Source organism: Pantoea sp. EKM20T (genome assembly GCF_011800485.1).
Taxonomy (GTDB): domain Bacteria; phylum Pseudomonadota; class Gammaproteobacteria; order Enterobacterales; family Enterobacteriaceae; genus Pantoea; species Pantoea agglomerans.
Genome location: NZ_JAALFW010000006.1, coordinates 150602 through 173480 on the forward strand (window position 1 = coordinate 150602; position 22879 = coordinate 173480).

Genomic DNA, 22879 nt, shown 5'->3' on the forward strand with positions numbered 1-22879 from the left:
GTGCGCAGACTACAGCCGAAAAGAGCTGAGATGACAAGCGCATTAAGAAGATTAATCAGTGTTTATAAGGGGTTTATCGGCAGCGGCGAGTAAATGTTCAATGACTCCGTGGCGGCGGCGCGTCAGGCGACCCGCTCCCAGCGCGAGGAGAGCGAATAACGGTGCTGCCAGCAGAGCATTGCCGGACTTTGGCTCATCAGCTGCTGGCACTCTTGCGGCGCGACAAACGCCGGGATCACTTTCTGGGCCGCCGTCTGTCTGATCAGCGCCAGCTGATCGTCGAGCGGCGGATGCACATTCCACGGCAGCCAGCGTGCCATGCCGGATTGCAGCATCTCAAAGGCACGGGTGCCGCTGGAAACGTGACTGCTGAAGATCAGACGAAAGTCGGGCTGATGGCTGAGCTGCGCCGCCAGCCCGCTGTCAGCCACCGCATCCGCCGCGACAATAACCGTATCCGGTCGCCAGCGGTCGGGTGTTGCGACGCGCAATAACCGGGCCAGCGCCAGCATCGCCGCGGCGGGCAGGCTGTTGAGCGCCAGCAACTGCGCCACCTCTTCGCGCACCTGGGGACACATCACCACCGGCAGCCCGCGAGCGCTGAGCTGCAGCGCCATCTCAGGGCCGCGCCCGTGCAGCGGCGCGGTGACCACGGCGCCCCCTTGTGCCGCCAGGGCCAGCGCGTCGATCTGCTGCGCCAGTCGCTGATTGCGGTCGCCATAGGAACCATCGGTAATCAACAGCCGTGCGCGTGGCGGGCAATCAAACGGCAACAGCAGCGATTCGCGACTCCAGTCGCCCATATAGGTGATGCCACCTGCAATCGGCAGATGAAACCAGATCGATCCTGGCGAATGCCCGCTGCGACCGGTAAAGAGATTCAGCGGCCCCAGCGCGCACTGGCCGCGCAATGGCAGGATGCGTCGCGCCTGAGCCGGCACGCCAGCCTCGCCCAGCTGCTGCCAGGTGATCTCACTGGCATAGACCGGCGGTGAACCGATGTCGGCCCAGCTATCCAGCGCCGCCGCGTGATCCACATGGGAATGGGTCAGGCAGAGCGCATCGACCTGGCCGATGGCGTCCACTGCGGGCCGGACGCCCGGCTCCGGCCCGGCACCTAAATCCCATAACAGACGGTATCCCTCTATCTCCAGCAGGAAAGCGGCCGGCAGTTTTCCGCCGACGCCGCTGATCACCGTCAGGCTTGCCATGGCAGGACTCCCTGCGGCAGACGGCGCGTCAGTCGTGAGGCCAGTAGCATTAAGCCCAGCACGATCCCGATCATCAGGCATCCGACCGCCGCCGCCAGCGGCGCCGATCCGCCTTCATCCAGGAAAATAATGGTCGGGCCAAGCGTCTGGGTTTGCGCGGTAACCAGCAGCACTGAAACCTGTATTTCATTCAGCGCGGTGAGGAACACCAGCAGCGCACCGGCCAGCACAGAAGGTGCCGCCAGCGGTAGCAGGATGTCAGTCATCCGCCGCATCAGACCCGCGCCGCATAAGCGCGCCGCCTCATCCAGTGACGGTTCGATTTGCGCGAACCCGGCCAGCGTCGGCCTTAACACCAGCGCCAGGAAATTGGCCAGATAGGCCGCGAGAATAATCCACACCGTTCCGTAAAGAGAAAATCCCAGCAGCGGCAGCGGTCGCAGGAAAAACAGCATCGCCGCCACGCCGGTGACAATGCCGGGCAGCGCATAGGTCAGCTCACTGGCGAATCCCAGCCCCCGCACCAGCCGGGTACGATGCCAGCTGAGAAAGAAAGCCAGGAACAGTGCCATGACGCTGAGCAGCAGCGCCGTCAGGCCGGTGAGCCACAGGCTGGTAAAGAACGCCTGCCGTATCGCCGGATAGCCCCACAGCGCCTGCTGAAAATTCTCCAGCGTCAGGGTTTGCCAGTTCAGAGCCTGACCGAAACCGCGGGTTAAGGCGGTGGTCAGCAAGGCGCTGAGCGGCAGCAGCAAGGTGATCACCATCCACAGCCAGGCGATGATTTCGCCCGGCAGTCGCGCGCGCCGCAGCGGCTGGTGCCAGGGTCGTGGCGATCCGCTGACCCGGACATCGCGTCGTCCGCCCAGCCAGCCGCTAATCAGCATCCCGGCGAGGGTGATCAGCGCAATCAGCATCGAGTAGACGGCGGTATTGGGCAGCGCACCGGGGCCGAGGGTATTGAGCTGCTGATAAACCAGCGTAATCAGCGTCGGCACCCGCGCCGGAATACCCAGCATCGCCTGGATACCGAAATTCCCGACCGCAGCGACAAACGCCAGCGCCGCCCCGGCGAAGATCGCGGGGCGCGCCAGCGGCAGGATCACCGTGAACAGAATCTGCCGGGGTGATGCGCCGCTGATGCGGGCCGCCTCCACCAGTTCGGCGGGGAGTCGACGCAGGCCAGCCCGCACCGTGAGGAACACCAGCGGCGCATTGTGCAGACCCAGCAGCAGCACCATGCCGGTCGCGGAATAGAGCGGTTGCTGACCGGGTGCCAGCCACGTCCCGCCCAGCGCATTCACCGCTGTGGCCAGCAGACTGCCCGGTGCCAGCGCCTGTATCCAGGCCAGCGCAGTCACCTGAGGCGGGATCATCAGCGGCAGGATAAAGGCAAATACCCAGGCCGCTTTGGCACGCAAATCGGTGAGCGCCACCAGCCAGGCGGCCACCGTTCCCAGCAGCAGCGACAGCAACGTCGCGCTGATGCCGATCGCCAGGGTATTCAGTGTGGCACTGAGCACCCGCCGGCTGGTCAGCAATCTCAGCAGGCGATCGCTATCCAGTATGCCATCCGGTGCCAGCGCGGTTCCCATCAGCCGGGCAAAGGGTGCCACCGACAGCAGGCCGATCACCAGCACCAGTATGCCCAGCACCAGCGGTTCCGCCCGCCATCTGCGATGCCTGGCGGCCTGGCCTCTTCGCCATTCGTTGCCCAGCACGCTCACGATCAGCCGCCAAACAGTTCAGTAAAGGTTTCGCGGACCTGAGCATCCTCGGCCACCGCTTTTGCCACATCCGGCGTCAGCAGCGTGATTTGCTCAATCGGCGCAAAGCCACTGGGTGCCGCCACGCGGGCATCGACCGGCCGGTTTCCCTGCTTCGCCACCAGCTGCTGTCCTGCTTCCGACAGCATGAAATCAACAAAGGCTTTGGCGGCCGGCAGATTATGCGCCGACTTCATGATCGCCACCGGCTCGGTCACATAGGAGACGCCCTCCTGCGGATAGACCAGATCGATGGGCGATCCCTGCTTTTTGGCGCGGATAATATCGGCATCCGTGATCACGCCATACTTATCCATGCCGCTGGCAACCGCTTTCAGCGCCGGTCCATTGCCGCCCTGTGGCGCAATGCCGATAGCGGCCAGTTGCTGATAGAACGCCCAGCCAATCGACGGAGTATGGATATCGGTATGCAGCTTATAGAGCGCCGCACCGGAATAGAGGGGACTGGGGACCGCAATCTGGCCTCTGTTTTCTTCTACTGCCAGCGCTTTCCAGCTACTGACCGGCTTCGCACGCTGGGTGTTATAGGCGATCACCGTGGCGATAATTTTGGTGCCGAAAAAGGTTTTATCCGCATCGTAATAGGCAGGCTTCAGGTGGCTGACCGGGGCGGCCGGATATGAATAGAGCTGCCCCTCTTTCTTGAGTGCGCCCAGATTGATCGCGTCGGCCACCAGCAGCACATCGGGTTTGACCTGGCCGCTCATCATCTCAGTGCGCAGCACGTTCATCAGTTGAGTGGTGCCGTTGCGGGTCCACTCCACCTCCACCGCCGGATACGCGGCCTTAAACGCATCGATGGTCTGTTGCGCAATTTCAGGTGCCTGCGACGTGTAAACCACCAGCTTGCCGCCGGGCGCGTCGGCCGCCTGCAACAGGGTTGAGGCCGCCAGGCCCGACAGCAACAACAGCGCGTGAAGCGGAGTACGAAAAGCCGTTTTCATGGTTTCTGAAACCCTTTATGCAGGAAGAATCCAGCCGTCATCGACGGCGACGCCGACGGTGTCATCCACCGCCAGTAATGCAGCATCATTAAGCGTCAGCGACAGGCTGACATCCGGTTGATTAAGCGGTCGAAGGTTGATCTGATGGTAGCCACCGCGAAAGATAATGCGCTCAACGCGGGCGGCAAACTGCCGCTCTCCCTCAGTGGCGAGGTGAAAACTGACGCTGTGGAAGCTGGCTTTGCCGTGTGGCAGCGGGCGCTGGTGAGGCGAGCAGCGCAGCAAAACCCGCAGCCCGCAGAGCGTGGCGGTTGCCTGACCCGGATCGAGCGGCTCAATGTCGCTGACCGGCAGCACCCGCCCCTCATCAATAAAGGTCGCCACCATCTCATTAGCCGGTTCGCGCCACAGGGTCTGCGGGCTGGCGAACTGCATCACTCTGCCGTGTTCGAGCACCACGATGCGGTCGGCCAGTGCCATCGCTTCGCGTTGATCGTGGGTGATATAGAGTAAGGTGGCGCCACTGTGGCGATGGAAGCGGCGGAACTCCTCTTCCATGGTGGCGCGCAGATGGACATCGAGGTTAGCCAGCGGCTCATCCAGCAGCACCAGCGTCGGCCGTGCCACCAGGCAGCGTGCCAGTGCCACGCGCTGGCGCTGACCGCCGGAGAGATCGGCGGGTCGGCGGTCGGCGAAGCGATCCAGCCCGACCAGCGTCAGGGCCTGGGTGGTGCGCAGTTCGCGTTCTGCGCGCGCCACACCGTTCACCTTCAGGCTGTAGCCGACGTTCTCCGCGACCGTCATATGCGGCCACAAAGCGTAGTTCTGGAACACCACGCCGAGCTCGCGGGCTTCCGGCGGCAGGTGCAGCCCGTCTGCGGCAACCTGACGTTCACCGATGCGGATTTCACCGCTGTCGAGCGTTTCAAAGCCGGCCAGCAGGCGCAGCAGGGTGGTTTTGCCGCAGCCAGAAGGCCCAAGAACGGCGACAAACTCGCCCTGGTTAATCTGTAACGAAACCGCGTCCAGTACCGGCTGCGCGCCGAACGCTTTGCTCAGTCCGGTTAAGGATATTGCCGCCATCTTACTCTGCCTTTGCCGTTGACATGCTGGGCAAAACGCTACGACAGTTTGATGACAGCCCGGTGACAGCCAGGCTTACGGGACGCGAAAGCCGGGCTGGCGGAGCGGCATCGGGGCGTGCTCGCCCCGTGGCTTACTGCTGGGCGGTGAGCGCCGCAATCGGCTGCCAGATCTCGGTTAATGCGCCCTCTTTGCCGGTAAAGGGATCCTGCGTCGGCAACGGCACTTTTTTTACCTGCTCCTGGGCCATTTTTAGCTTCGCGGGCTCATCGCGCAGCGTCTCCGGCGACATCCCGTGCGGATAGGCGCCTATCACCATAAAATCTTCGCTGGCGCTGACCTGCCGATGGCCGACACCCGCCGGAATCAGGACTGCATCGCCTGCGCGCAGGGTCACCATGCGGCCACTGTCGCCGCCAAACAGCACTTCCGCCCAGCCTTCAGCGACGCCCAGCAGTTCATGGGTATTGGGATGATAATGGGTGTATGGGAAGATCGGATAGCGCCAGGCGGGTGGCCAGCCGTTCTCCTCGAAAGTTTTTTCAAACCACGCAGCGATCTCCTCCTCTTCCGGCACCACGCGCGGCCAGATAATCAGAGGTAACGGGTTATTGGGTACACCGCCCGACGGGCTGGCGAGCATCAGATGCTGAGGATTGTCAGAGGCCCCGGCCGAGAAGGTGCCAGCGGCAAAGGACATCATTAATAGCAGACTGGAGGATGAGGCACGCATACAGGTTCTCCGATGTTTTTCTAAGTGTGGCAAACCCGCGGCACAATGCAATGTGCGCCAGACGACACAATTGAGATAATTGACTGATATTGCTGACTAAAGCCAAATGTGTCGTTAACTATAGGGTCGGAGTGTGCCTGCGCGACAGAGGGTAGCGGTTCTTACTGCGGCAAAGTGTTGCAAAATGTCAGGCGGGAAGTCTAAAGGCGCAGCAGCCCGACGCCCCGGTCACTGTCGTATAAACTGTTATATAAAAAAAGCACAGATCTGTTTCTGATATGCTTGACTGTTATCTGTTGTAATAGCTAACAGATGACAGTGAGGTAACAAATGGACGCTATTAAACAAATCCTGATTGACGAGATCGCCCTGCTTAACCGCGAAGAACGTCGCGACAATTTGCCGCGTTTCAGCCTCTCGTTTCTGAAGAACCACCCTGGTCTCTGGGCAGTAATGTACCTCTGCTACGGCCTGTGCGTGGCGCTGATTTTCACCACCGAGATGCTCGGCTGGCCCGCCTTCTGGTTTGCCACCGTGTTTGTGCTGGTAATGAGTGTGCTGATGCTGCTGGATATCAACCCGAAATATCGCTTTGAAGATATCGATGCCCTCGATCTGCGCGTTTGCTACAACGGCGAGTGGTATTACATTCAGCCGGTACGCGAACAGGCAATCTCACGCATTCTGTCGCTGCCTGAGACACCAGAACGCGTGAAGAGCGGTATCCAGCGTCTGCTGACACAAAAAGGGGAAGTGGACTTCTATGATGTCTACTACCTGACCTGGGGCCATCAGGAAGCGGCGCGGGTTTAATCCGCCTATCCTTCCGCCATTAGCTGACCCAGCTTCACGATTGCCGCCTCGGCCCGACTATCCCACGGCCAGGCGGTATTTAACCTGAAGCAGTGCCTGAACTGCTCACCTGCCGAAAATAGCTGCCCCGGTGCAATACTGATCCCCTGAGCCAGCGCCCGCTGATAGAGCCGGGTCGTATTGATGCTTTCCGGCAGCGTCACCCAGAGAAAATAGCCGCCGCGCGCTTCGCTGACCGTGGCCTGCGGCGGCAGCACCTTCATTAACGCCTGGCGCACCATCTGCTGTCGCTTCGCCAGAATCTGCCGCAGCCGCTTCAGATGGGTGTCGTAACGCCGCGTGGCAAGAAAATCGGCCAGCGCCAGCTGCATCGGCGCACTGGTAGAGAGCGTGCTCATCAGTTGCAGCCGCTGAATACGCTGCGCATGCTGTCCAGCCGCGACCCAGCCGACCCGGAATCCTGCCACCAGTGACTTTGAAAATGAGCCGCAGTGCAGCACGTTCCCCTGGCGATCCCAGGCTTTCGCCGGCAGCGGCGGCGCATCACCCGCCCAGAGTTCGGCATAGACATCATCTTCAATCATCGGTACCTGATAACGCGCCAGCAGTGCGACCAGCTGCTGTTTGCGTTCCGGCGTTAAGGTTACGCTCAGCGGATTCTGCAGGGTGGTCATCAGCCAGCAGGCTTTCACCGGCCAGCGCTGCAGTGCCTCCTCCAGCTGGACGAGGTCGATGCCATTTCTGGCATCGACCGGGATCGCCAGTGCCTTGAGCTTAAGCCGCTCTATCGCCTGCAGCGCGCCATAAAAACTCGGCTGTTCAATCACCACATAATCGCCCGGCTCGGTCAGCGATTGCAGACTGAGGTTCAGCGCCTCCAGCGCTCCGCTGGTGATGACAATTTCATCCGGCGACAGGGTGATGCCCTGACGCGCATAGCGCTGCGCCAGCAGCTGTCGCAGTGTAGCGTTGCCGGGCGGCAGATTGTGCAGCGCATCGGTTGGGGTCAGATGATGAGAGACGTTAGCCAGCGAGCGCATCAGCTGGCGCTGCGGAAAGAGTGCGGGATCGGGAAAGGCGGAGCCAAACGGCACGATGGTCGGATCGCGCGTGGCCTGCAGCACATCAAACACAAAGTCGTTGATATCGACCTGTTCACTGATCGCCACGCTCAGCGGCGCGGGTGCTAAGGCACGCGGTGCAACGTAGTAACCCGACTGTGGACGGGAGACGATCCAGCCCTGACTCTCCAGCAACTCATAGGCATGCAGCACCGTCATCAGGCTGACACCCTGCTGCGCGACCTGCTGACGCAATGACGGCAGACGGGTGCCCGGCAGCCAGATGCCGGCCTCTATCTGCTGCTGAATCTCATCCATCAATCGCTGGTATTTCGCCACGGGTGACCTCTCCTTGTTTTACCGTGAATAGTCTGACCGCGAGACTTTACCACGCACGGCGACCAATGACAGGCGGCGCGAATCGCTTTATCCGATTGCGCTGATTCTTCACGGCTTCAGGCAGGTCAGATCACAGCGACCTGCGGCGTCAGCGGCTGCCCGGCTTCGGCTTCGGCTTCGGCATTAAGACTCACTTCCGCAATCGCCTCTTCAATTTCTGCCACCACATAATCAGCCAGCTCCGGCACCCGCTCCGGGGGAACCGGCTTGCCCAGCAGATAGCCCTGCAGCGTATTACAGCCTAGGCTGGTCAGGAAGGCCTGCTGCTCAGCGGTTTCAACGCCTTCGGCCACCACTTTCAATTGCAGCGACTGCGCCAGCGCCACTATCGCCGACACGATGGTGGCATCTTCTGTGTGATGCTGCAGCTCATTCACAAAGGCCCGGTCAATCTTGAGTTCACTGGCCGGTAGCCGTTTCAGATAGAGCAGGCTGGAGTAGCCAGTGCCAAAGTCATCAATTGAAGCTTTAACCCCGAGCTGGGTCAGCTCAGTCAGAATACGCACGCTCTCATCGGGATCGCGCATCGCGGTGGTTTCCGTCACCTCCAGCGTCAGCAGTTCGGCCGGAATCTGATGTTTTTCCAGCGCATCCACCACCGTCTTCACCAGATTCGATTGCTCAAACTGCAACGCCGACAGGTTCACCGCCACCGACCAGTGCGGATGGCCCTGCAGATGCCACTGGCGCAGCTGGCGACAGGCTTCATGGATTACCCAGTTGCCGATATTGACAATCATTCCGGTCTTTTCTGCCATTGGCAGAAATTTATCGGGCGACAGCAGGCCGCGCTGCGGATGCTGCCAGCGCAGCAGCGCCTCAAAACCGAGAATCGGACCGCTCGGCGCGCAATATTTTGGCTGATAGAACAGGCGCAGTTCATCATGATCCAGCGCCTGCCAGAGATCGTTATTCAGCTGAAGCTGGCTCTGGGCCTGAATGTTCATTGAAGGCTGAAAGAAGGTGTAGCCGTTGCGGCCATTATTTTTGGTGTGGTACATCGCCGCATCGGCGTTGAACATCAGTTCGCGCTCATCCACGCCATCGCCGGGATAGACCGCGATGCCAAGACTCAGCGATACCACCAGCTCATAGCGTGAGATATCAAACGGGCGATCCACCGCTTTGACCAGCTTATCGGCGATGGCCGCCGCATCATTGGGATCGTCGATCTCCACCAGCAGCACAAACTCATCACCGCCGAGCCGCGCCAGCGTGAAGTAGCCGGTCATCTGCTCGCTCATGCGCTCGGTCACGCCGACCAGCAGACTGTCGCCAATGTGGTGCCCGAACGCGTCGTTGACCGCCTTAAACCCATCGAGATCCATAAACATCAGGGCAAACTGCCTCTGCTCACGGTTCGCTTTGTTAATCGCCTGCTCCAGCCGATCCTCCAGCAGGATGCGGTTGGGCAGCCGCGTCAGGTTGTCGTGCAGCGCCAGCTGTGCCAGCTCGCGATTAGCTTCAGCCAGCGAACTGGCGAGAATCGAGGTACGCGCCTGCATCCGCGCATCCAGCATCGACACCAGCAAGGTAATGCCCAGAATTGAAATAGTGACCACCGTGACCAGAATCGCCAGCCAGTTGCTGTTGACGCCCTGCCCGACCGGATGACTGTGGACGGGAAACTCTGCCGCCATCATGCCGGTGTAGTGCATGCCGGCAATAGCACAGCCCATCACCACCGATGCGCCAATGCGCAGCAGGGTGACCCGACTGGTCTGTCCTTCCCGCAGGTTAAACGCCAGCCACAGCGCGGTGCCAGAGGCGGCCAGGGCGATCGCCACCGACAGCGCTACCCAGCCCCATTTCCAGACGATACCGGGGGAGAACATCAGCGCCGCCATGCCGGTGTAGTGCATCGCGACTACGCCGCTGCCGAGGATCAGCGCGCCGCCCGCCAGGCGCGGCAAAGGCAGATCGCCATTGCAGACCAGCCACAGCGCAAATATCGACGCACAAACCGCGATGGCCGCAGAAAAGGCGGTGAGCCCGGCGTTGTAGCTCATGACCATCTCCATGTTCATCGACAGCATGCCGATAAAGTGCATCGCCCAGATGCCGATGCCCATGGAAAAACCGCCGCCGAACAGCCAGACCAGCGCAACTTTGCCGGTTGAATGCACCACCCGTCCCGCCATATCTAAGGCGGTGAACGAAGCCAGCATCGCGACAAGAACGGAGACGATGACGATAAAAGAGTCGTATGAGGTCGCTAACATAGTGCATTCCCGCGAAAGCAGAGCTTGTGGTTGGGCAGAGGGTTTTAAAATTATTCTCTTAGTTATCGGCACAGCCCGGCGGTTAATGAGCCGCGAACCCTGCATCCTTCCACTCATTCTGAGTGATGAAATCTATCGTTGCTATCAACACAGTCAGCCGGACAGTGACGCCACCGGCTGTCGCAGTGAGGGAAAACTCAGCGCCTCAACCCGGTCCGCTGGCGTCGGCTTGCCCAGCAGATAGCCCTGCAACGCATCAAAGCCTAAGCTGGTGAGCAAATGCTGCTGCTCTTCAGTCTCCACCCCTTCCGCCACCATGCGCAGATTGAGGCTCTGCGCCAGGGTCAGCATGGCGCTGACCACGGTCGCATCTTCACTGCCGGGCCGCAGACAGTTGATAAAGCTGCGATCAATTTTGAGTTCACTGGCATCCAGATCTTTGAGATGCAGCAGGTTGGCATAACCGATGCCGAAGTTATCAATCGCGACGCTGACACCCGCCTGCTGCAATTCACGAATGCGCTGCTGGCTGAAAGCGGGATCGCGCATGGCAATCGCTTCAGTGATCTCCAGCATCAGCGCGCTGCCTGGCAACTGGTTACGCGCCAGGGTCTGCGTCAGGATAGTCAGTAAATCACGCTGGTGAAACTGCAACGCGGAGAGATTCACCGATACCGTCCAGTCACTGTGGCCCTGGCTGTGCCATATCCTGAGCTGACGGCAGGCCTCCCCGATCACCCAGTTACCCAGCGCAATAATCTGACCGGTTTTTTCGGCGCGCGGCAGAAACAGCTCAGGCGTCAGTAAACCGCGCTGCGGATGCTGCCAGCGCAACAACGCCTCGAATCCCATTAACCTGGTGCCGCCGGAACAGAATTTCGGCTGATAGAACAGCCGCATCTGCTCGCGCTCTATCGCCTCCCACAGATCGTTCGCCAGCTCCAGCTGATGCTGCGTCGCGGCGCTCATGGCCGGTTCAAACAGGCACCAGCCGTTTCGTCCGCTGTGTTTGGTGTGATACATCGCCGCATCAGCATTAAACAATAGCTCCTGCCGGTTGCGACCGTGCAGCGGAAAGATCGCAATGCCCGCGCTGAGTGAAACGTGCAGCACATAGCGGTCAAGTTCAAACGGCGAACTGATAACTTTAACCAGTTTTTGCGCCAGCTGGCGGGCTGCGCTGATATCGCACTCAGCCATCAGCACAAATTCATCGCCCCCCAGACGCACCAGCAGCATCGTGTTGCTGAGCTGGCTGCACAGCCGTTCCGCCACCGCCACCAGCAACCGGTCACCGACGTGATGTCCCCATGTGTCATTGACCGCTTTGAAGCCATCGAGATCCATATAGATCACGGCAAAGCGATGCTCATTAAGCATCGCCTGTTTAATGGCGAGATCGAGCTGCTGCTCCAGCATTACACGATTGGGCAGCGTGGTCAGGTTGTCATGCATCGCCAGCTGACGCAATTCCTGGTTAGCGCGATTGAGGCGGGTCGCCAGACGCGCGGCGCGCAGCTGCGCATCCAGCATCGAACTCAGCAGAGTGATACCCAGAATAGTCAGGGTAATCAGCGTCACCCACACCGCCAGGCCCGCATTACTGACGCCGTGCGGCTGCATCATACTGCTGTGGCTGAACTCTGCTGCCGCCATACCTACATAGTGCATACCGGCGATGGCGATGCCCATGACCAGAGAGGCCAGCCCGCGCATCAGCATCAGATGATGATCGCCCTGGCGCAGATGAAAGGCCAGCCACAGCGCCAGGCCAGAGGCCGCAAACGCAATCAGCACAGAGAGCGCCACCAGCAGCGCATTCCACTCCGGTTGCGGTTCAATCAGCAGGGCATACATACCAAGATAGTGCATGACCACCACACCCGCGCCCAGGATCAGCGTGCCGCGCAGCAGCCGCTGGCGGGTGAGATGCAGGCCACCCACCGTCTGGCCAAAAGCCAGCACAGACGCCAGGATCGCCACCAGCAGCGAGAGGATCGTCAGTCGCGTGTCATAGCGCATCATCATCGGCATCATCATCGCCAGCATCCCGATAAAGTGCATTGCCCAGACGCCAATCCCCATTGCGATGCCGCCCACCAACAGCCAGAACCGGGCGCTCCAGCCACGGGATACCGCTACCCGTCCGGCAGTATCCAGGGCTGTAAAAGAGGCAATGAACACCACGATCAGCGAAACGCAGATCAGGACGCTATCCCAGGTGACAGGCAACATGTGCAACTCCTCACCACCCGCGGAGAAACGGGTGCTGTGTACAGTCTGATAAGTGATCTGAAAACACCCGATGGGTGAAAGTGATTAAATTTCGGTATTTTATTGTCCTGAAGGCCGGGCAAAACGCGCCCGCCGACGCTGGCCATTTATAACCTGCATCTTATTAACCGCCCGCAGAGCAAGCCGGTAAACCGTTATTATGTCTGATTGGTACAGGAACATATCACCGAAGCAGAAAGCATGCCAGATACCGAAAAAACAAAGAATTTTGTTTTATCGCCTCGTCTTCGCGCCTTGCTGTTACTGGGTTATCGGCCGGAGTGACGTTTTGATTAATCAAAAATAAATAGCGAGGCTTCGCGTAACGCTTTAACTGATCTATAGTAAGTAAAACTGATATAAATCAGCATTCTTAAGTCTAAGATTTTTCTTAAGATAGCGGCACTGCCTCCCTTGTTATTTTATTTCCTTTATTTTGGGTTGAATCGTTAATAAACACCGGGTGAAAAAGCACTGACTCTGGATAATCCGTAAGGAAATATTATGAAACTCAAGCTTTTTCTGTTTGCCGCTGCAGGATTAACTGTCGCTATTCCGTCATTAACCCAGGCGGCGACGACCTCGGGAACCATCAATGCCACGTTAACCCTGACCACCGGTTGTCTGGTGAACGGCCAGTCGGCTACGGCGGGCGTTAACTTCGGTACCCTGAACTTTGGTAGCAGCGCAGCCACGTTCGATACCCTGAACGCCACACTGGTCGGTGCGGCTGGTAACGGTATTTTTGTGCGCTGCACCACCGGTCAGGATTACAACGTGGTGGTCACCAGCAGCAATGCTGCGCCAGCGACCATCTACGGCACCGCCTCTGCATCGCCGCGTTATCTGGTACTGGGATCGGATAATGCGCAGGGCATCGCCTATACCCTCTACAGTGATGCCTCCTTTACCACGGCGATCGCCAACAATACGCCTATCGCCGCCAGCGGTACTACCGATCCGACGCTGGGGACCAACTACGCCATCTATGGCCGGGTGGTCGGCGGCGGCTTTAACCCCCTGATCCCTGCCGGAACCTATACCGACACTATTAACGTTGCCGTGAACTATTAACTGCTGTCGCAGGTAAATACGGGTGGTTCTCTGGCGATCCTGCCTGACGATCGCATGCGGTCTGCCCCTGCTGACAGGGAGTATCAGCGCCTGGAGTCTGCCAACCAGCACCTTCCAGGTTACCGCGTCGATTGTGGCAGGCTGCGTGATATCCGGTACCAATACCGGCGTCTTTGGCACGCTTAATTTCGGCACGCAGTCTGGCGTGGCGGCGAATACCGTCAACGCCAGCTATCTGCAGAGCACCTCGATTAATCTCGCCTGTACGCCAGGCACAACGCTGAGCATGAGCATTAATCAGGGCAACAATTTCACCACGACCCGTAACCTGAAGCTGCCCAATTTCAGCAACACCGTTCCCTACACGCTCTTTAGCAACGCCAGCCGCACCACGGTGATCCCGGTGAACCAGGCGGTGCCGCTGAGTTATAGCAATGCCAATAACATTACGCTGCCGATCTACGGTCAGCTACAACTGCCCGGCACTGCGCGCGCCGGCGTTTATACCGACACGCTGACCGTCACCCTGAGCTGGTGAGGTGATAGAAAACAAGGATATGATCATGAAGCCACTGCGCGCCCTGTTGCTGCTGCTAAGTTCCACCCTGCTCTCCCCGGCCTTCGCCGCGAATTCGGTCATGATCTGGCCCATCGATCCCGCCATTAATCCTGAAGAAAAAGCCAGCGAACTCTGGCTGGAGAATCGCGGTAACAGCACCACCATGATGCAGATCCGCGTCTTCAGCTGGCAGCAGAACAATGGCCAGGAGCAGTATCAGACTCAGCAGCAGGTAGTCGCCAGCCCGCCGATGGTGCGGATGGAGCCAGGCCAGAAACAGCTGGTCAGGCTGATTAAACAGACGCCGCCTGCGGCCGGTAAAGAGCTGGCCTATCGGGTGGTGCTGGATGAGATCCCCACCCCGCGTAACCCCGGCGAGAATCAGGCCGGGCTGACCTTCCAGATGCGCTATTCGGTGCCGCTGTTTGTTTATGGTACCGGGCTGAATACAGACAGCGCTCGCCCGGCTCTGCGCTGGCAACAGGTCAGCGAGGGAGGCAGGCGCTGGCTCCAGTTAACCAACAGCGGCAGCGGTCACGCCCGGCTGAGCAATGTGGCGATTGGTGGTCGCAAACTGGGCGAAGGCTTATACGGCTATGTGCTGGCTGACAGCTATCACCGCTGGCCGCTCACCTCGCCAGTAAGCGGCGAACTCACCGCAGAGGTTAACAAGAGCCAGTGGCGCAGCGCTGCCCAGAAGTAAGCGCTGAATGAGACCGTTTTCCCTGCATCCCTGCGCGCTGGCCGTGGCCAGCGTCATTTACGCTGTTACGCCGGATCCTGTGCTGGCGGAGACTTACTCATCCCTGCCCCCGCCGCCCAGCCTGCAGACCAGCAGCAACGGTCAGCAATATATGCTGGAGCTGGTGATTAACCAGCAGGAGAACGGCAATATTGTGCCGGCAGAGCAGCGCGACGGTCATTTCTGGATTCGCAGTGGCGATCTGCAGCGTGCCGGCCTGCCAGCGGATAAGCTGGGCCAGCAGCCGCAGGTCGATGTCAGCAGCCTGCAACCCATCAAAGTAGAGTATGACGCTGCGCGACAGCGTCTGCTGCTGACCGTACCGCCTGAGTGGCTGCCCGGTCAGGTGATTGGCGAGGCGAAGAACGGACCGCGCTATCCGGGCCGTACCAGCAGCGGCGCGCTGATGAATTATGATCTTTACGCCAGCCGCACGGATAACAGTGGCTCCCGCCTGTCCGCCTGGAACGAACTGCGGCTGTTTGGTGATGCCGGTCATTTCTCCACTAATGGCGTCTGGCAACAGCAGCTGGAAGGCAGTACGACTTATCAGGATGATGGCTATATCCGCTACGACACCTGGTGGAGCAATGAAGATGAGAATGCGGCGGTAAGCTGGCGGGTCGGCGATCTGGTCACCGATTCGCTGGCCTGGAGCAGCAGCGTGCGTCTTGGTGGCATCCGCGTCGGTCGCGACTTCAGCGTCCGTCCCGATCTGGTGACCTATCCGCTGCCCGCTTTTTCCGGTCAGGCCGCCGTGCCTTCCACCGTCGATCTCTTTATCAACGGCTATCGCTCCAGCCAGGCGAACGTGCAGCCTGGCCCCTGGTCGATGACCAATGTGCCATTCGTTAACGGCGCGGGTGATGCCGTGATCACCACCACCGATGCGGTTGGCCGCCGTGTTACCACCACCATGCCGTTTTACGTCTCCAGTAACCTGCTGAAATCGGGGCTGTCGGACTACGCCTTCTCTGCCGGGGCAATCCGCGAAAACTACGGCATAAAGAACTTCGATTATGGTGAGGCAGCGGCCAGTGGCTCTTATCGTTACGGTATGACCGACTGGCTGACGCTGGAGAGCCACGCCGAAGGCAGCGAAACGCTGGCGATGGGCGGGCTGGGTGGTCAGCTGCGCGTCGGCAGCTGGGGCGTGGTCAACGGCGCGGTGGCGCAAAGTCAGCTCGATGGCGAGAGCGGCAGGCAATATAGCTGGGGATATCAGTACAACAACCGCTGGTTCAACATCGGCACTCAACAGACCCAGCGCAGCAGCGACTTCGGCAATCTGGCGCTGGTCGGCAGCCGTGCCGGTAGCCAGGCGGATAGCCGCTACGCACTCTCACGCCGCAGTGCTCAGTACAGCGCCAGCGTCTCGCTGAACCGCTTTGGCAGCGTCGGTGCTGCCTTCATCGACATCACCGACGGTCAGGGCGATCGCACCCGGCTGTGGAACCTCTCATGGAGTAAAAATCTGTGGGGTAACAGCAGTCTGTATGTCTCGGCCAGCCGCGATCAGCAGGAGAGAAGCTGGACCGGGGCGATTTCGCTGGTGATCCCGTTTGGCGAACAGGGCAGCGTTGCCCTCAGCAACGAACGCGACCAGCGTGGCCGCGACAGTCAGCGCGTTTATGCCTCACGCGCCATGCCCAGCGACGGCGGGTTCGCCTGGGATGCCTCCTGGGCGAATCAGAGCGGAGACAGCGGCGATTATCGTCAGGGCAGCCTGCGCTATCGCAACAACCAGATTGATACCTCGGCGGGCTTCTATGGCGATGATGATAACCTCACCCAGTGGGCCGATCTCTCGGGTGCGCTGGTGTTAATGGACAACAGCGTCTTTGCCGCTAACGAGATCAACGACGCCTTTGTGCTGGTGAAGACCAACTATCCCGACGTTAACGTGCGCTACGAGAATCAGTCGATGGGACGCACCAATCAACAGGGTTATCTGCTGGTGCCCGCCATCAGCAGCTACTACCCGGCCAAATATGATATCGACACCCTCGACCTGCCGGCAGATATGACCACGCCACGGGTTGAGCAACGCTTTGCGGTGAAACGCCAGAGCGGCTATCTGCTCAACTTCCCGGTGGAGAAACTGCGCTCAGCCAGCGTAATCCTGGTCGATGCGCAGGGCCAGCCGCTGCCGGTATCAAGCCTGGTGCAGCGTCCCGATCATCCCACCGAGTATGTCGGCTGGGATGGCATCGTCTGGATGGAAGATCTCACCGCCAGTAACCCGATGCAGGTGGTGACGCCCGATGGCCGCCAGTGCGAAACCGAACTGCGCATCGCCAGCGGTCAGCCGCAGGCGCTGAAAACTTACGGCCCCCTGACCTGTGCGTTGCCCGCCCCTGCCGCAGGCAGCGCCCCCTCTCCCGCTGAATCTTTTACGTCCGGAAACCGACCATGATGAAATCTGTGATACTGGCTGGCCTGCTACTCTTACTGCCGTCGCTGGGCTACGCCGCCTGCGCCCTGCCCGCATCGACCGCCAGTTTCGGTTCAGTCACAACCTTTGTGGCTAACACCACCGTCAGTTCCACCACCACCAATGCCAACGTCAACTGTGGCGCGGGTGCCGGGCTGTCGCTGCTGGGCAATAACCAGATCACCTTTCAGCTGACGGGCGCGACCAATAGCAACGGCACGCGTGGTACGCTGAAACGCAGCGGTGATACCGGCAGCGATAATGTGCCGGTGCGGCTCTGCACCGACACGGCCTGCGCTACCGAACTGACGATTGGCGGCACGCCATTTGTCTATGGTTCGCAGACCCTGATCAACCTGGCGGGTTTGCTGGGCAGCCTTAACTTCGCCATCCCGGTCTATCTGCGCACCGTTCCCGGTCAGGTGGTCGCCGCCGGGACGTACCAGCTGACGCTGAATATGGCCGTGACTTATCGCATCTGCACCAGCGTTGCGATTGGCAATGTCTGTTTAAGCGAGCAGAACGGCAGCGGTGTCATCCCGGTTAATATCACCGCCATTCTTACCAATGACTGCACCACCATTACCGCGCCGAATATCAGCTTTGGCAGCGCGCCGCTGGTCGGCAGCTTCTCCGCCGTGTCACAGACCATCAACGTGTTGTGCAGCAAAGGCAGCACCTATACCGTCGGGCTGAGCAACGGCAGTTATCCGGTGGGCAGCGTCAGGAATATGGCGAGCGGCGCGAATCGGCTGAGCTATGAAATTTATAAAAGCACCACCAGCAATCGCTGGGGATCGGCAGGCACTGAACGCTGGAGCAGTACCACCTCGACGGCGGTATCCACGGATGGACTGACGCGCGGTTTTAACTACACCGCGCGCATCCTGACCACTCAGAACACGCCGCCAGCCGGAAACTACAGCGACAGCGTGGTGGTCGATTTGTCGTTTTAGAGTGAAGCACTGACCGGCGTGCCGCTGTGACGGGCCTGATACTGCTTCACCATCCGGCCAATCAGCAACGTGCCGATTAACCCACAGACTGCGGCAAAGGTCAGCCAGACGCCCGGCATTGCTTTGTCACCGGTGGCGTGAATCAGATAGCTGGAGATGGCAGGCGTAAAGCCGCCAAACAGCGCCGTCGCCAGGCTGTAAGCCATGGAGAAACCGGCGGCGCGCACCTCCGCAGGCATGATCTCCGCCAGATAGACCACCATCGCACCGTTATAGCTGGCATAGAGAAACGACAGCCACAGTTCCGCTTCCAGCAGGTGGGCGAAGCTGGCCGATCCCACCAGCCAGTGCAGCACCGGCCAGGTGGTGACAATCATCAGCAGGGTAAAAATGATCAGCAGCGGACGGCGTCCGACGCGGTCCGACAACGCCCCCATCAGCGGCAGCCAGATGAGGTTTGAGACACCGACACAGAGCGTCACCAGAAACGCCTGCTTGTCACTCATCATCAACACCGTTTTACCAAAGGTCGGGGTAAAGGCGGTGATCATGTAGAACATTACCGTGGTGGTGACCACCATCAGCATCCCCGCCAGCACCAGCGCCCAGTTACTGGCGACGGACCGCATAATTTCCGTCATGCTCGGATGATGTTTACGTTTGCTGAACGCCTCGGTCTCTTCCAGCATCCGGCGGATATAGAACAGGAACGGCACAATCAGACAGCCGATCACAAACGGGATACGCCAGCCCCATTCCGTCACCGCCTCTTTCGCCAGCAGATGATTCAGCATCAGACCCAGCAGAGCAGCAAAGATGACCGCAATCTGCTGGCTGCCTGACTGCCAGCTGACGAAAAAGCCTTTGCGTCCTTTGGGCGCGACTTCGGCCAGATAGACCGACACGCCACCCAGCTCCACGCCCGCCGAGAAGCCCTGCAACAGCCGTCCCAGCAGGATCAGAATCGGCGCTGCCACGCCCAGGGTGGCATAGCCCGGCACCAGCGCGATGGTCAGGGTGCCCATCGCCATTAAGCCCAGCGTCAGCAACAGCCCTTTACGACGACCATGATGGTCGATGTAGGCACCGAGGATGATCGCCCCCAGCGGGCGCATCAGGAAGCCTGCACCGAAAGTCATCAGGGTCAGCATCAGGGAGGCAAACGGGTCATCGCCGGGAAAGAAGGTTTTTGAAATGGCGGTGGCGTAGTAGCCAAACACCATAAAATCGTACATCTCCAGGAAGTTACCACTGGTGACGGTGAAGATGGTTCGGGCGGCACTTTTCGGCGGCTTTTGTAAAGAGGGGGTGTGACTCATAACGGCTTCCTGTTGTTTTTTAGCCGTTTTAGCCTGCCTGATGCGGGATTAATGTGACCTGGCTCACCATTGCACTTTACAAACCCATGTACATAAGTAACAACTAATTAACAAGTCAGTTCGAGGAGCATAAGTGATTACCCTGGCCCTGATTTGCCTGATTTTATAGGGCTGGAGAGCAGCCATAAAAAAAGGCGACCTGAACAGTCGCCTTTTTCCTGAGCCGGATAACCCGCTATTTCTTCACGGTTTCCATGCCCATCAGACCAATTTTCAGATAGCCCGCCGTGCGTAGCTTATCCATCACGCTCATCAGCGTTTCATAATCGACTGACTTATCCGCCTGGAAGAAAATGGTGGTCTCTTTGTTGCCCTGGGTCTGGTTAGTCAGCACGTTAACCAGCGACTCCGGCATGACCTGATCGTTACCGACATAAAGCTGCTTATCCGCTTTAATCGAAAGGTAAACCGGCTTTTCCGGGCGCGGCTGCGGCGCGCTGGTTGAGGCGGGCAGATTGACGCGTACGTCTACCGTGGCCAGCGGCGCGGCCACCATAAAGATGATCAGCAGAACCAGCATGACGTCGATAAACGGCGTCACGTTGATCTCATGCATTTCACCATCCGTTTCCAGATCGTCGTTTAATCGCATTGCCATAAGAACTTACCCTAAGCGCAGTTTCTGAGCCGTCGCAGGACGCGGAACATCAGTTGCGACGGTGCCCAGATCGATATCACGGCTCTGCAGCAGCATCACCTGAGCGGCGACATCACCCAGCGAGGCTTTGTAGTTGGCGATCATGCGGGCAAAGACGTTGTAGATCACCACCGCCGGAATCGCAGCGATCAGGCCAATCGCGGTTGCCAGCAGCGCTTCGGCGATACCTGGTGCAACAACCGCAAGGTTCGTCGTCTGGGTTTTAGCGATGCCGATAAAGCTGTTCATGATGCCCCATACGGTGCCGAACAGGCCGATAAACGGCGCAACCGAACCGATGGTCGCCAGGAAGCCATTGCCCCGGCCTGCATGACGGCTGAACGCAGCGACGCGGCGCTCAAGGCGGAAACTGGTACGATCTTTAATCCCGTTGGTATCTTCCACGCCAGCCGACAGTTCAAGCTCATTCTGCGCATCATTCAGCAGCACCACACTGTGGCTGTGACCGGTAAACGACTGGGCAATGCGGGCGGCGTCATTCAGATTGCGGGCTTCGCCCAGCGCCAGATGCTCGCGCTTCAGGCGGCGCTTAGCGGCGCTGAGTTCGGCATATTTGCCGAAGAAGATCGCCCAGGTCACCACTGAGGCCAATAACAGGCCAATCATGACCACCTTTACCACGATATCGGCATGTTGATACATGCCCCAAACGGAGAGGTCCGTTTGCATCAAATCACTGGCTACCACGCTGCTTCTCCAACTTCTGATTCAGGGATGCGAGACAAGCGCGAATAATAGCAAAACGACGGCGAATTGATAGTAGTTCTCATTAGTATTTACAAAGCTGATCGACGCCATTTACCCGCAATTGACCAGGTTTAAACACTTTTGACAGGATGTTTCGAAAATGTGAAGTTGCATGAAAATTTATTAAAACATCGTTTCAAAATGTGATGGCATTCATTCAATCAGCATTGCCGCATTTTACTGGCGCGCGTTTTCACTATGCTGGCTCCACACGGTTCTCTCCGGTTAGCCCCCGACGCCGGACGCCGTCCTACCTCAGCGGGAGACAAAATAATGAGAATGACGAAAACATGCCTGGCCAGTGCCCTGGCGGCGATGATGATGAGCGCCACCGCCACGGCACAGGTGATCAAAGTGGCTGAAGTCCAGCCTGCCGGTTATCCGACCGTGGTCGCCTTGCAGCACATGGGCGACAAACTCAAACAGGCCACCGATGGACGGCTGGAGATGAAGCTCTTCGCCGGTGGCGTGCTGGGGGACGAAGATCAGACGCTGCAACAGGTGCAGCTGGGCGCAATCGACATGATCCGTGTGTCGCTGGCGCCAGTCACCTCGATCGCCCCGGAAACCAGCGTGCTGACCCTGCCCTACATTTTCCGCGACATTGACCACATGCACAAAGTGCTGGATGGCGAGATAGGTCGCGAAATTGCCGACAAATTCGATAAAGATCCCAACGCCCGCATGGTGTTCCTGGGCTGGACCGATGCCGGTGAGCGCAACATGATCACCAAGAAGCCGCTGGCAAAACCGGAAGATCTGAAAGGCATGAAGATTCGGGTGCAGAACAGCGCCATCTCATTGGCGACCCTGAAAGCGATGGGCGCGAATCCGGTGGCGATGGGCGTCAGTGAAGTGTTCAGTGCGATGCAGACCGGCGTGGTCGATGGCACCGAGAACAACCCACCGACCTTTGTCGCCCATAACTATATGCCGGTGGCGAAGTACTACACCCTCAGCGGCCACTTTATCCAGCCAGAGATGATCCTGTTTTCAAAACGCGCCTGGGATCGCCTGAAACCTGAGGATCAGGCGCTACTGAAGAAGCTCGGCAAAGAGGCGCAGGATGAGGAGCGCCAGCTCTGGGCGACCTATACCGAAGAGTCGATCGCCAAAATGAAGGCGGGTGGCGTCACCTTCCAGCAGACCGACCGCGACTACTTCGTCAAAGCGACCCAGCCGGTGCGCGATCAGTTTGGCGGCAAATATCAGGATCTGATGACCCGGATCGCTGAGGTGAAATAACCCTTCCGCGCCACACTGCCGTGTGGCGTGCTTAATCAGGTATCAATTATGGCTGCTTATACACGTCTGATGGATGGGCTCTATCTGCTCTGCATGCTGGTGGCCGCCGTGGCACTGATGATTATGGTGACGGTGATCCCGATCGGGATCTTCGCCCGCTACGTGATGAACGGCGCGCTCTCCTGGCCGGAACCGGTGGCCATTATCTGCATGATCATTTTTACGTTTATTGGCGCACCGGTCGGACTGCGGGCCGGAACGCATATCTGCGTTTCCATGGTCACCGATCGCCTGTCACCCGCCCGGCAACGCCTGATGCTGCGCGTCAGCGATCTGCTGATGATCCTCACCTGTCTGGTGATCTTTCAGGCCAGTTACAGCCTGTGCGAAGCGATGTGGGTGCAGACGCTCGCTTCATTACCGGCAGTGACTTACGGTGAGATGTATCTGCCGATCCCGATTGGCGCGATCTTCACCCTGCTGTTTGTTGTTGAGCGATTGCTGACCGGCGATCAGAGCCAGCGGCCGATTGTCACGCTGGGCGGCACCCACTAACGC

At 59.1% G+C, this 22879-nt stretch carries 19 protein-coding genes; 8 read left to right on the top strand and 11 right to left on the bottom strand.

Going from position 1 to position 22879, the window contains the following annotated elements:
• Positions 1–122 precede the first annotated feature (122 nt).
• The 5 genes from HFD94_RS12800 to HFD94_RS12820 form a co-directional block, all read right to left on the bottom strand.
• Positions 123–1211 (bottom strand): MBL fold metallo-hydrolase, encoded by a 1089-nt coding sequence (locus HFD94_RS12800; RefSeq protein WP_010248994.1) that lies wholly within the window; start codon positions 1209–1211, stop codon positions 123–125.
• The gene (locus HFD94_RS12805; RefSeq protein WP_031291968.1) at positions 1199–2938 is read right to left on the bottom strand and encodes an iron ABC transporter permease; all 1740 of its coding nucleotides are present in this window, start codon (positions 2936–2938) and stop codon (positions 1199–1201) included. The genes HFD94_RS12800 and HFD94_RS12805 overlap by 13 nt, the downstream gene beginning before the upstream one ends.
• A gap of 2 nt (positions 2939–2940) precedes the next feature.
• Positions 2941–3942 (bottom strand): ABC transporter substrate-binding protein, encoded by a 1002-nt coding sequence (locus HFD94_RS12810; RefSeq protein WP_061703100.1) that lies wholly within the window; start codon positions 3940–3942, stop codon positions 2941–2943.
• A 15-nt stretch (positions 3943–3957) separates the two neighbouring features.
• Positions 3958–5025 carry an ABC transporter ATP-binding protein gene (locus HFD94_RS12815; protein ID WP_010249000.1) on the bottom strand — a complete coding sequence of 356 codons (1068 nt, stop codon included), beginning with the start codon at positions 5023–5025 and terminating at the stop codon, positions 3958–3960.
• Between the two features lie 133 nt (positions 5026–5158).
• Positions 5159–5758 (bottom strand): cupin domain-containing protein, encoded by a 600-nt coding sequence (locus HFD94_RS12820; RefSeq protein ID WP_010249001.1) that lies wholly within the window; start codon positions 5756–5758, stop codon positions 5159–5161.
• 330 nt (positions 5759–6088) lie between these two features.
• Between HFD94_RS12820 and HFD94_RS12825 the strand changes: the two genes are divergently transcribed.
• Positions 6089–6571 carry a YlaC family protein gene (locus HFD94_RS12825; RefSeq protein ID WP_010249002.1) on the top strand — a complete coding sequence of 161 codons (483 nt, stop codon included), beginning with the start codon at positions 6089–6091 and terminating at the stop codon, positions 6569–6571.
• Between the two features lie 5 nt (positions 6572–6576).
• On the opposite strand, the gene HFD94_RS12830 is transcribed toward HFD94_RS12825, so the two are convergent.
• The 3 genes from HFD94_RS12830 to HFD94_RS12840 form a co-directional block, all read right to left on the bottom strand.
• On the bottom strand, positions 6577–7971 hold the full coding sequence (locus HFD94_RS12830; protein ID WP_122889609.1) for a PLP-dependent aminotransferase family protein: 1395 nt from the start codon (positions 7969–7971) through the stop codon (positions 6577–6579).
• A 125-nt stretch (positions 7972–8096) separates the two neighbouring features.
• Positions 8097–10253, bottom strand: coding sequence for a bifunctional diguanylate cyclase/phosphodiesterase (locus tag HFD94_RS12835; RefSeq protein WP_010249004.1), 2157 nt, complete (start codon positions 10251–10253; stop codon positions 8097–8099).
• Between the two features lie 153 nt (positions 10254–10406).
• Positions 10407–12488: a bifunctional diguanylate cyclase/phosphodiesterase gene (locus HFD94_RS12840; RefSeq protein WP_122889608.1), complete on the bottom strand. Its 2082-nt coding sequence runs from the start codon at positions 12486–12488 to the stop codon at positions 10407–10409.
• A 543-nt stretch (positions 12489–13031) separates the two neighbouring features.
• On the opposite strand from HFD94_RS12840, the gene HFD94_RS12845 reads away from it, so the two are divergent.
• From HFD94_RS12845 to HFD94_RS12865, 5 genes are read left to right on the top strand one after another with little or no spacing between them, the layout of a single operon-like run.
• Positions 13032–13601, top strand: a complete 570-nt coding sequence (locus HFD94_RS12845) for a spore coat protein U domain-containing protein (protein WP_033758818.1) — start codon at positions 13032–13034, stop codon at positions 13599–13601.
• Between the two features lie 22 nt (positions 13602–13623).
• The gene (locus tag HFD94_RS12850; RefSeq protein WP_010249007.1) at positions 13624–14139 is read left to right on the top strand and encodes a spore coat U domain-containing protein; all 516 of its coding nucleotides are present in this window, start codon (positions 13624–13626) and stop codon (positions 14137–14139) included.
• Positions 14140–14164: 25 nt separating this feature from the next.
• The gene (locus HFD94_RS12855) at positions 14165–14863 is read left to right on the top strand and encodes a molecular chaperone (protein ID WP_010671112.1); all 699 of its coding nucleotides are present in this window, start codon (positions 14165–14167) and stop codon (positions 14861–14863) included.
• Positions 14864–14870: 7 nt separating this feature from the next.
• A complete protein-coding gene (locus HFD94_RS12860) occupies positions 14871–17318 on the top strand; it encodes a fimbria/pilus outer membrane usher protein (protein ID WP_122889607.1) in 2448 nt (815 codons plus the stop codon).
• Positions 17315–18292, top strand: coding sequence for a spore coat U domain-containing protein (locus HFD94_RS12865; protein WP_122889606.1), 978 nt, complete (start codon positions 17315–17317; stop codon positions 18290–18292). The genes HFD94_RS12860 and HFD94_RS12865 overlap by 4 nt, the downstream gene beginning before the upstream one ends.
• On the opposite strand, the gene HFD94_RS12870 is transcribed toward HFD94_RS12865, so the two are convergent.
• The 3 genes from HFD94_RS12870 to exbB all read right to left on the bottom strand — a co-directional run bounded on the left by HFD94_RS12870 (position 18289) and on the right by exbB (position 20998).
• Positions 18289–19611, bottom strand: coding sequence for an MFS transporter (locus tag HFD94_RS12870; RefSeq protein WP_061703105.1), 1323 nt, complete (start codon positions 19609–19611; stop codon positions 18289–18291). The genes HFD94_RS12865 and HFD94_RS12870 overlap by 4 nt on opposite strands.
• Positions 19612–19846: 235 nt before the next feature.
• A complete protein-coding gene (gene exbD, locus HFD94_RS12875) occupies positions 19847–20269 on the bottom strand; it encodes a TonB system transport protein ExbD (protein ID WP_167433185.1) in 423 nt (140 codons plus the stop codon).
• A gap of 6 nt (positions 20270–20275) precedes the next feature.
• Positions 20276–20998, bottom strand: a complete 723-nt coding sequence (gene exbB, locus HFD94_RS12880) for a tol-pal system-associated acyl-CoA thioesterase (protein WP_022623877.1) — start codon at positions 20996–20998, stop codon at positions 20276–20278.
• A gap of 351 nt (positions 20999–21349) precedes the next feature.
• On the opposite strand from exbB, the gene HFD94_RS12885 reads away from it, so the two are divergent.
• Both HFD94_RS12885 and HFD94_RS12890 read left to right on the top strand, forming a co-directional pair.
• Complete coding sequence (locus HFD94_RS12885) at positions 21350–22321, top strand: TRAP transporter substrate-binding protein (RefSeq protein ID WP_010249015.1); 972 nt, start codon at positions 21350–21352, stop codon at positions 22319–22321.
• A 48-nt stretch (positions 22322–22369) separates the two neighbouring features.
• Entirely contained in the window at positions 22370–22876 is a 507-nt protein-coding gene (locus HFD94_RS12890; protein WP_167433186.1) for a TRAP transporter small permease, read from the top strand.
• Positions 22877–22879 lie beyond the last annotated feature (3 nt).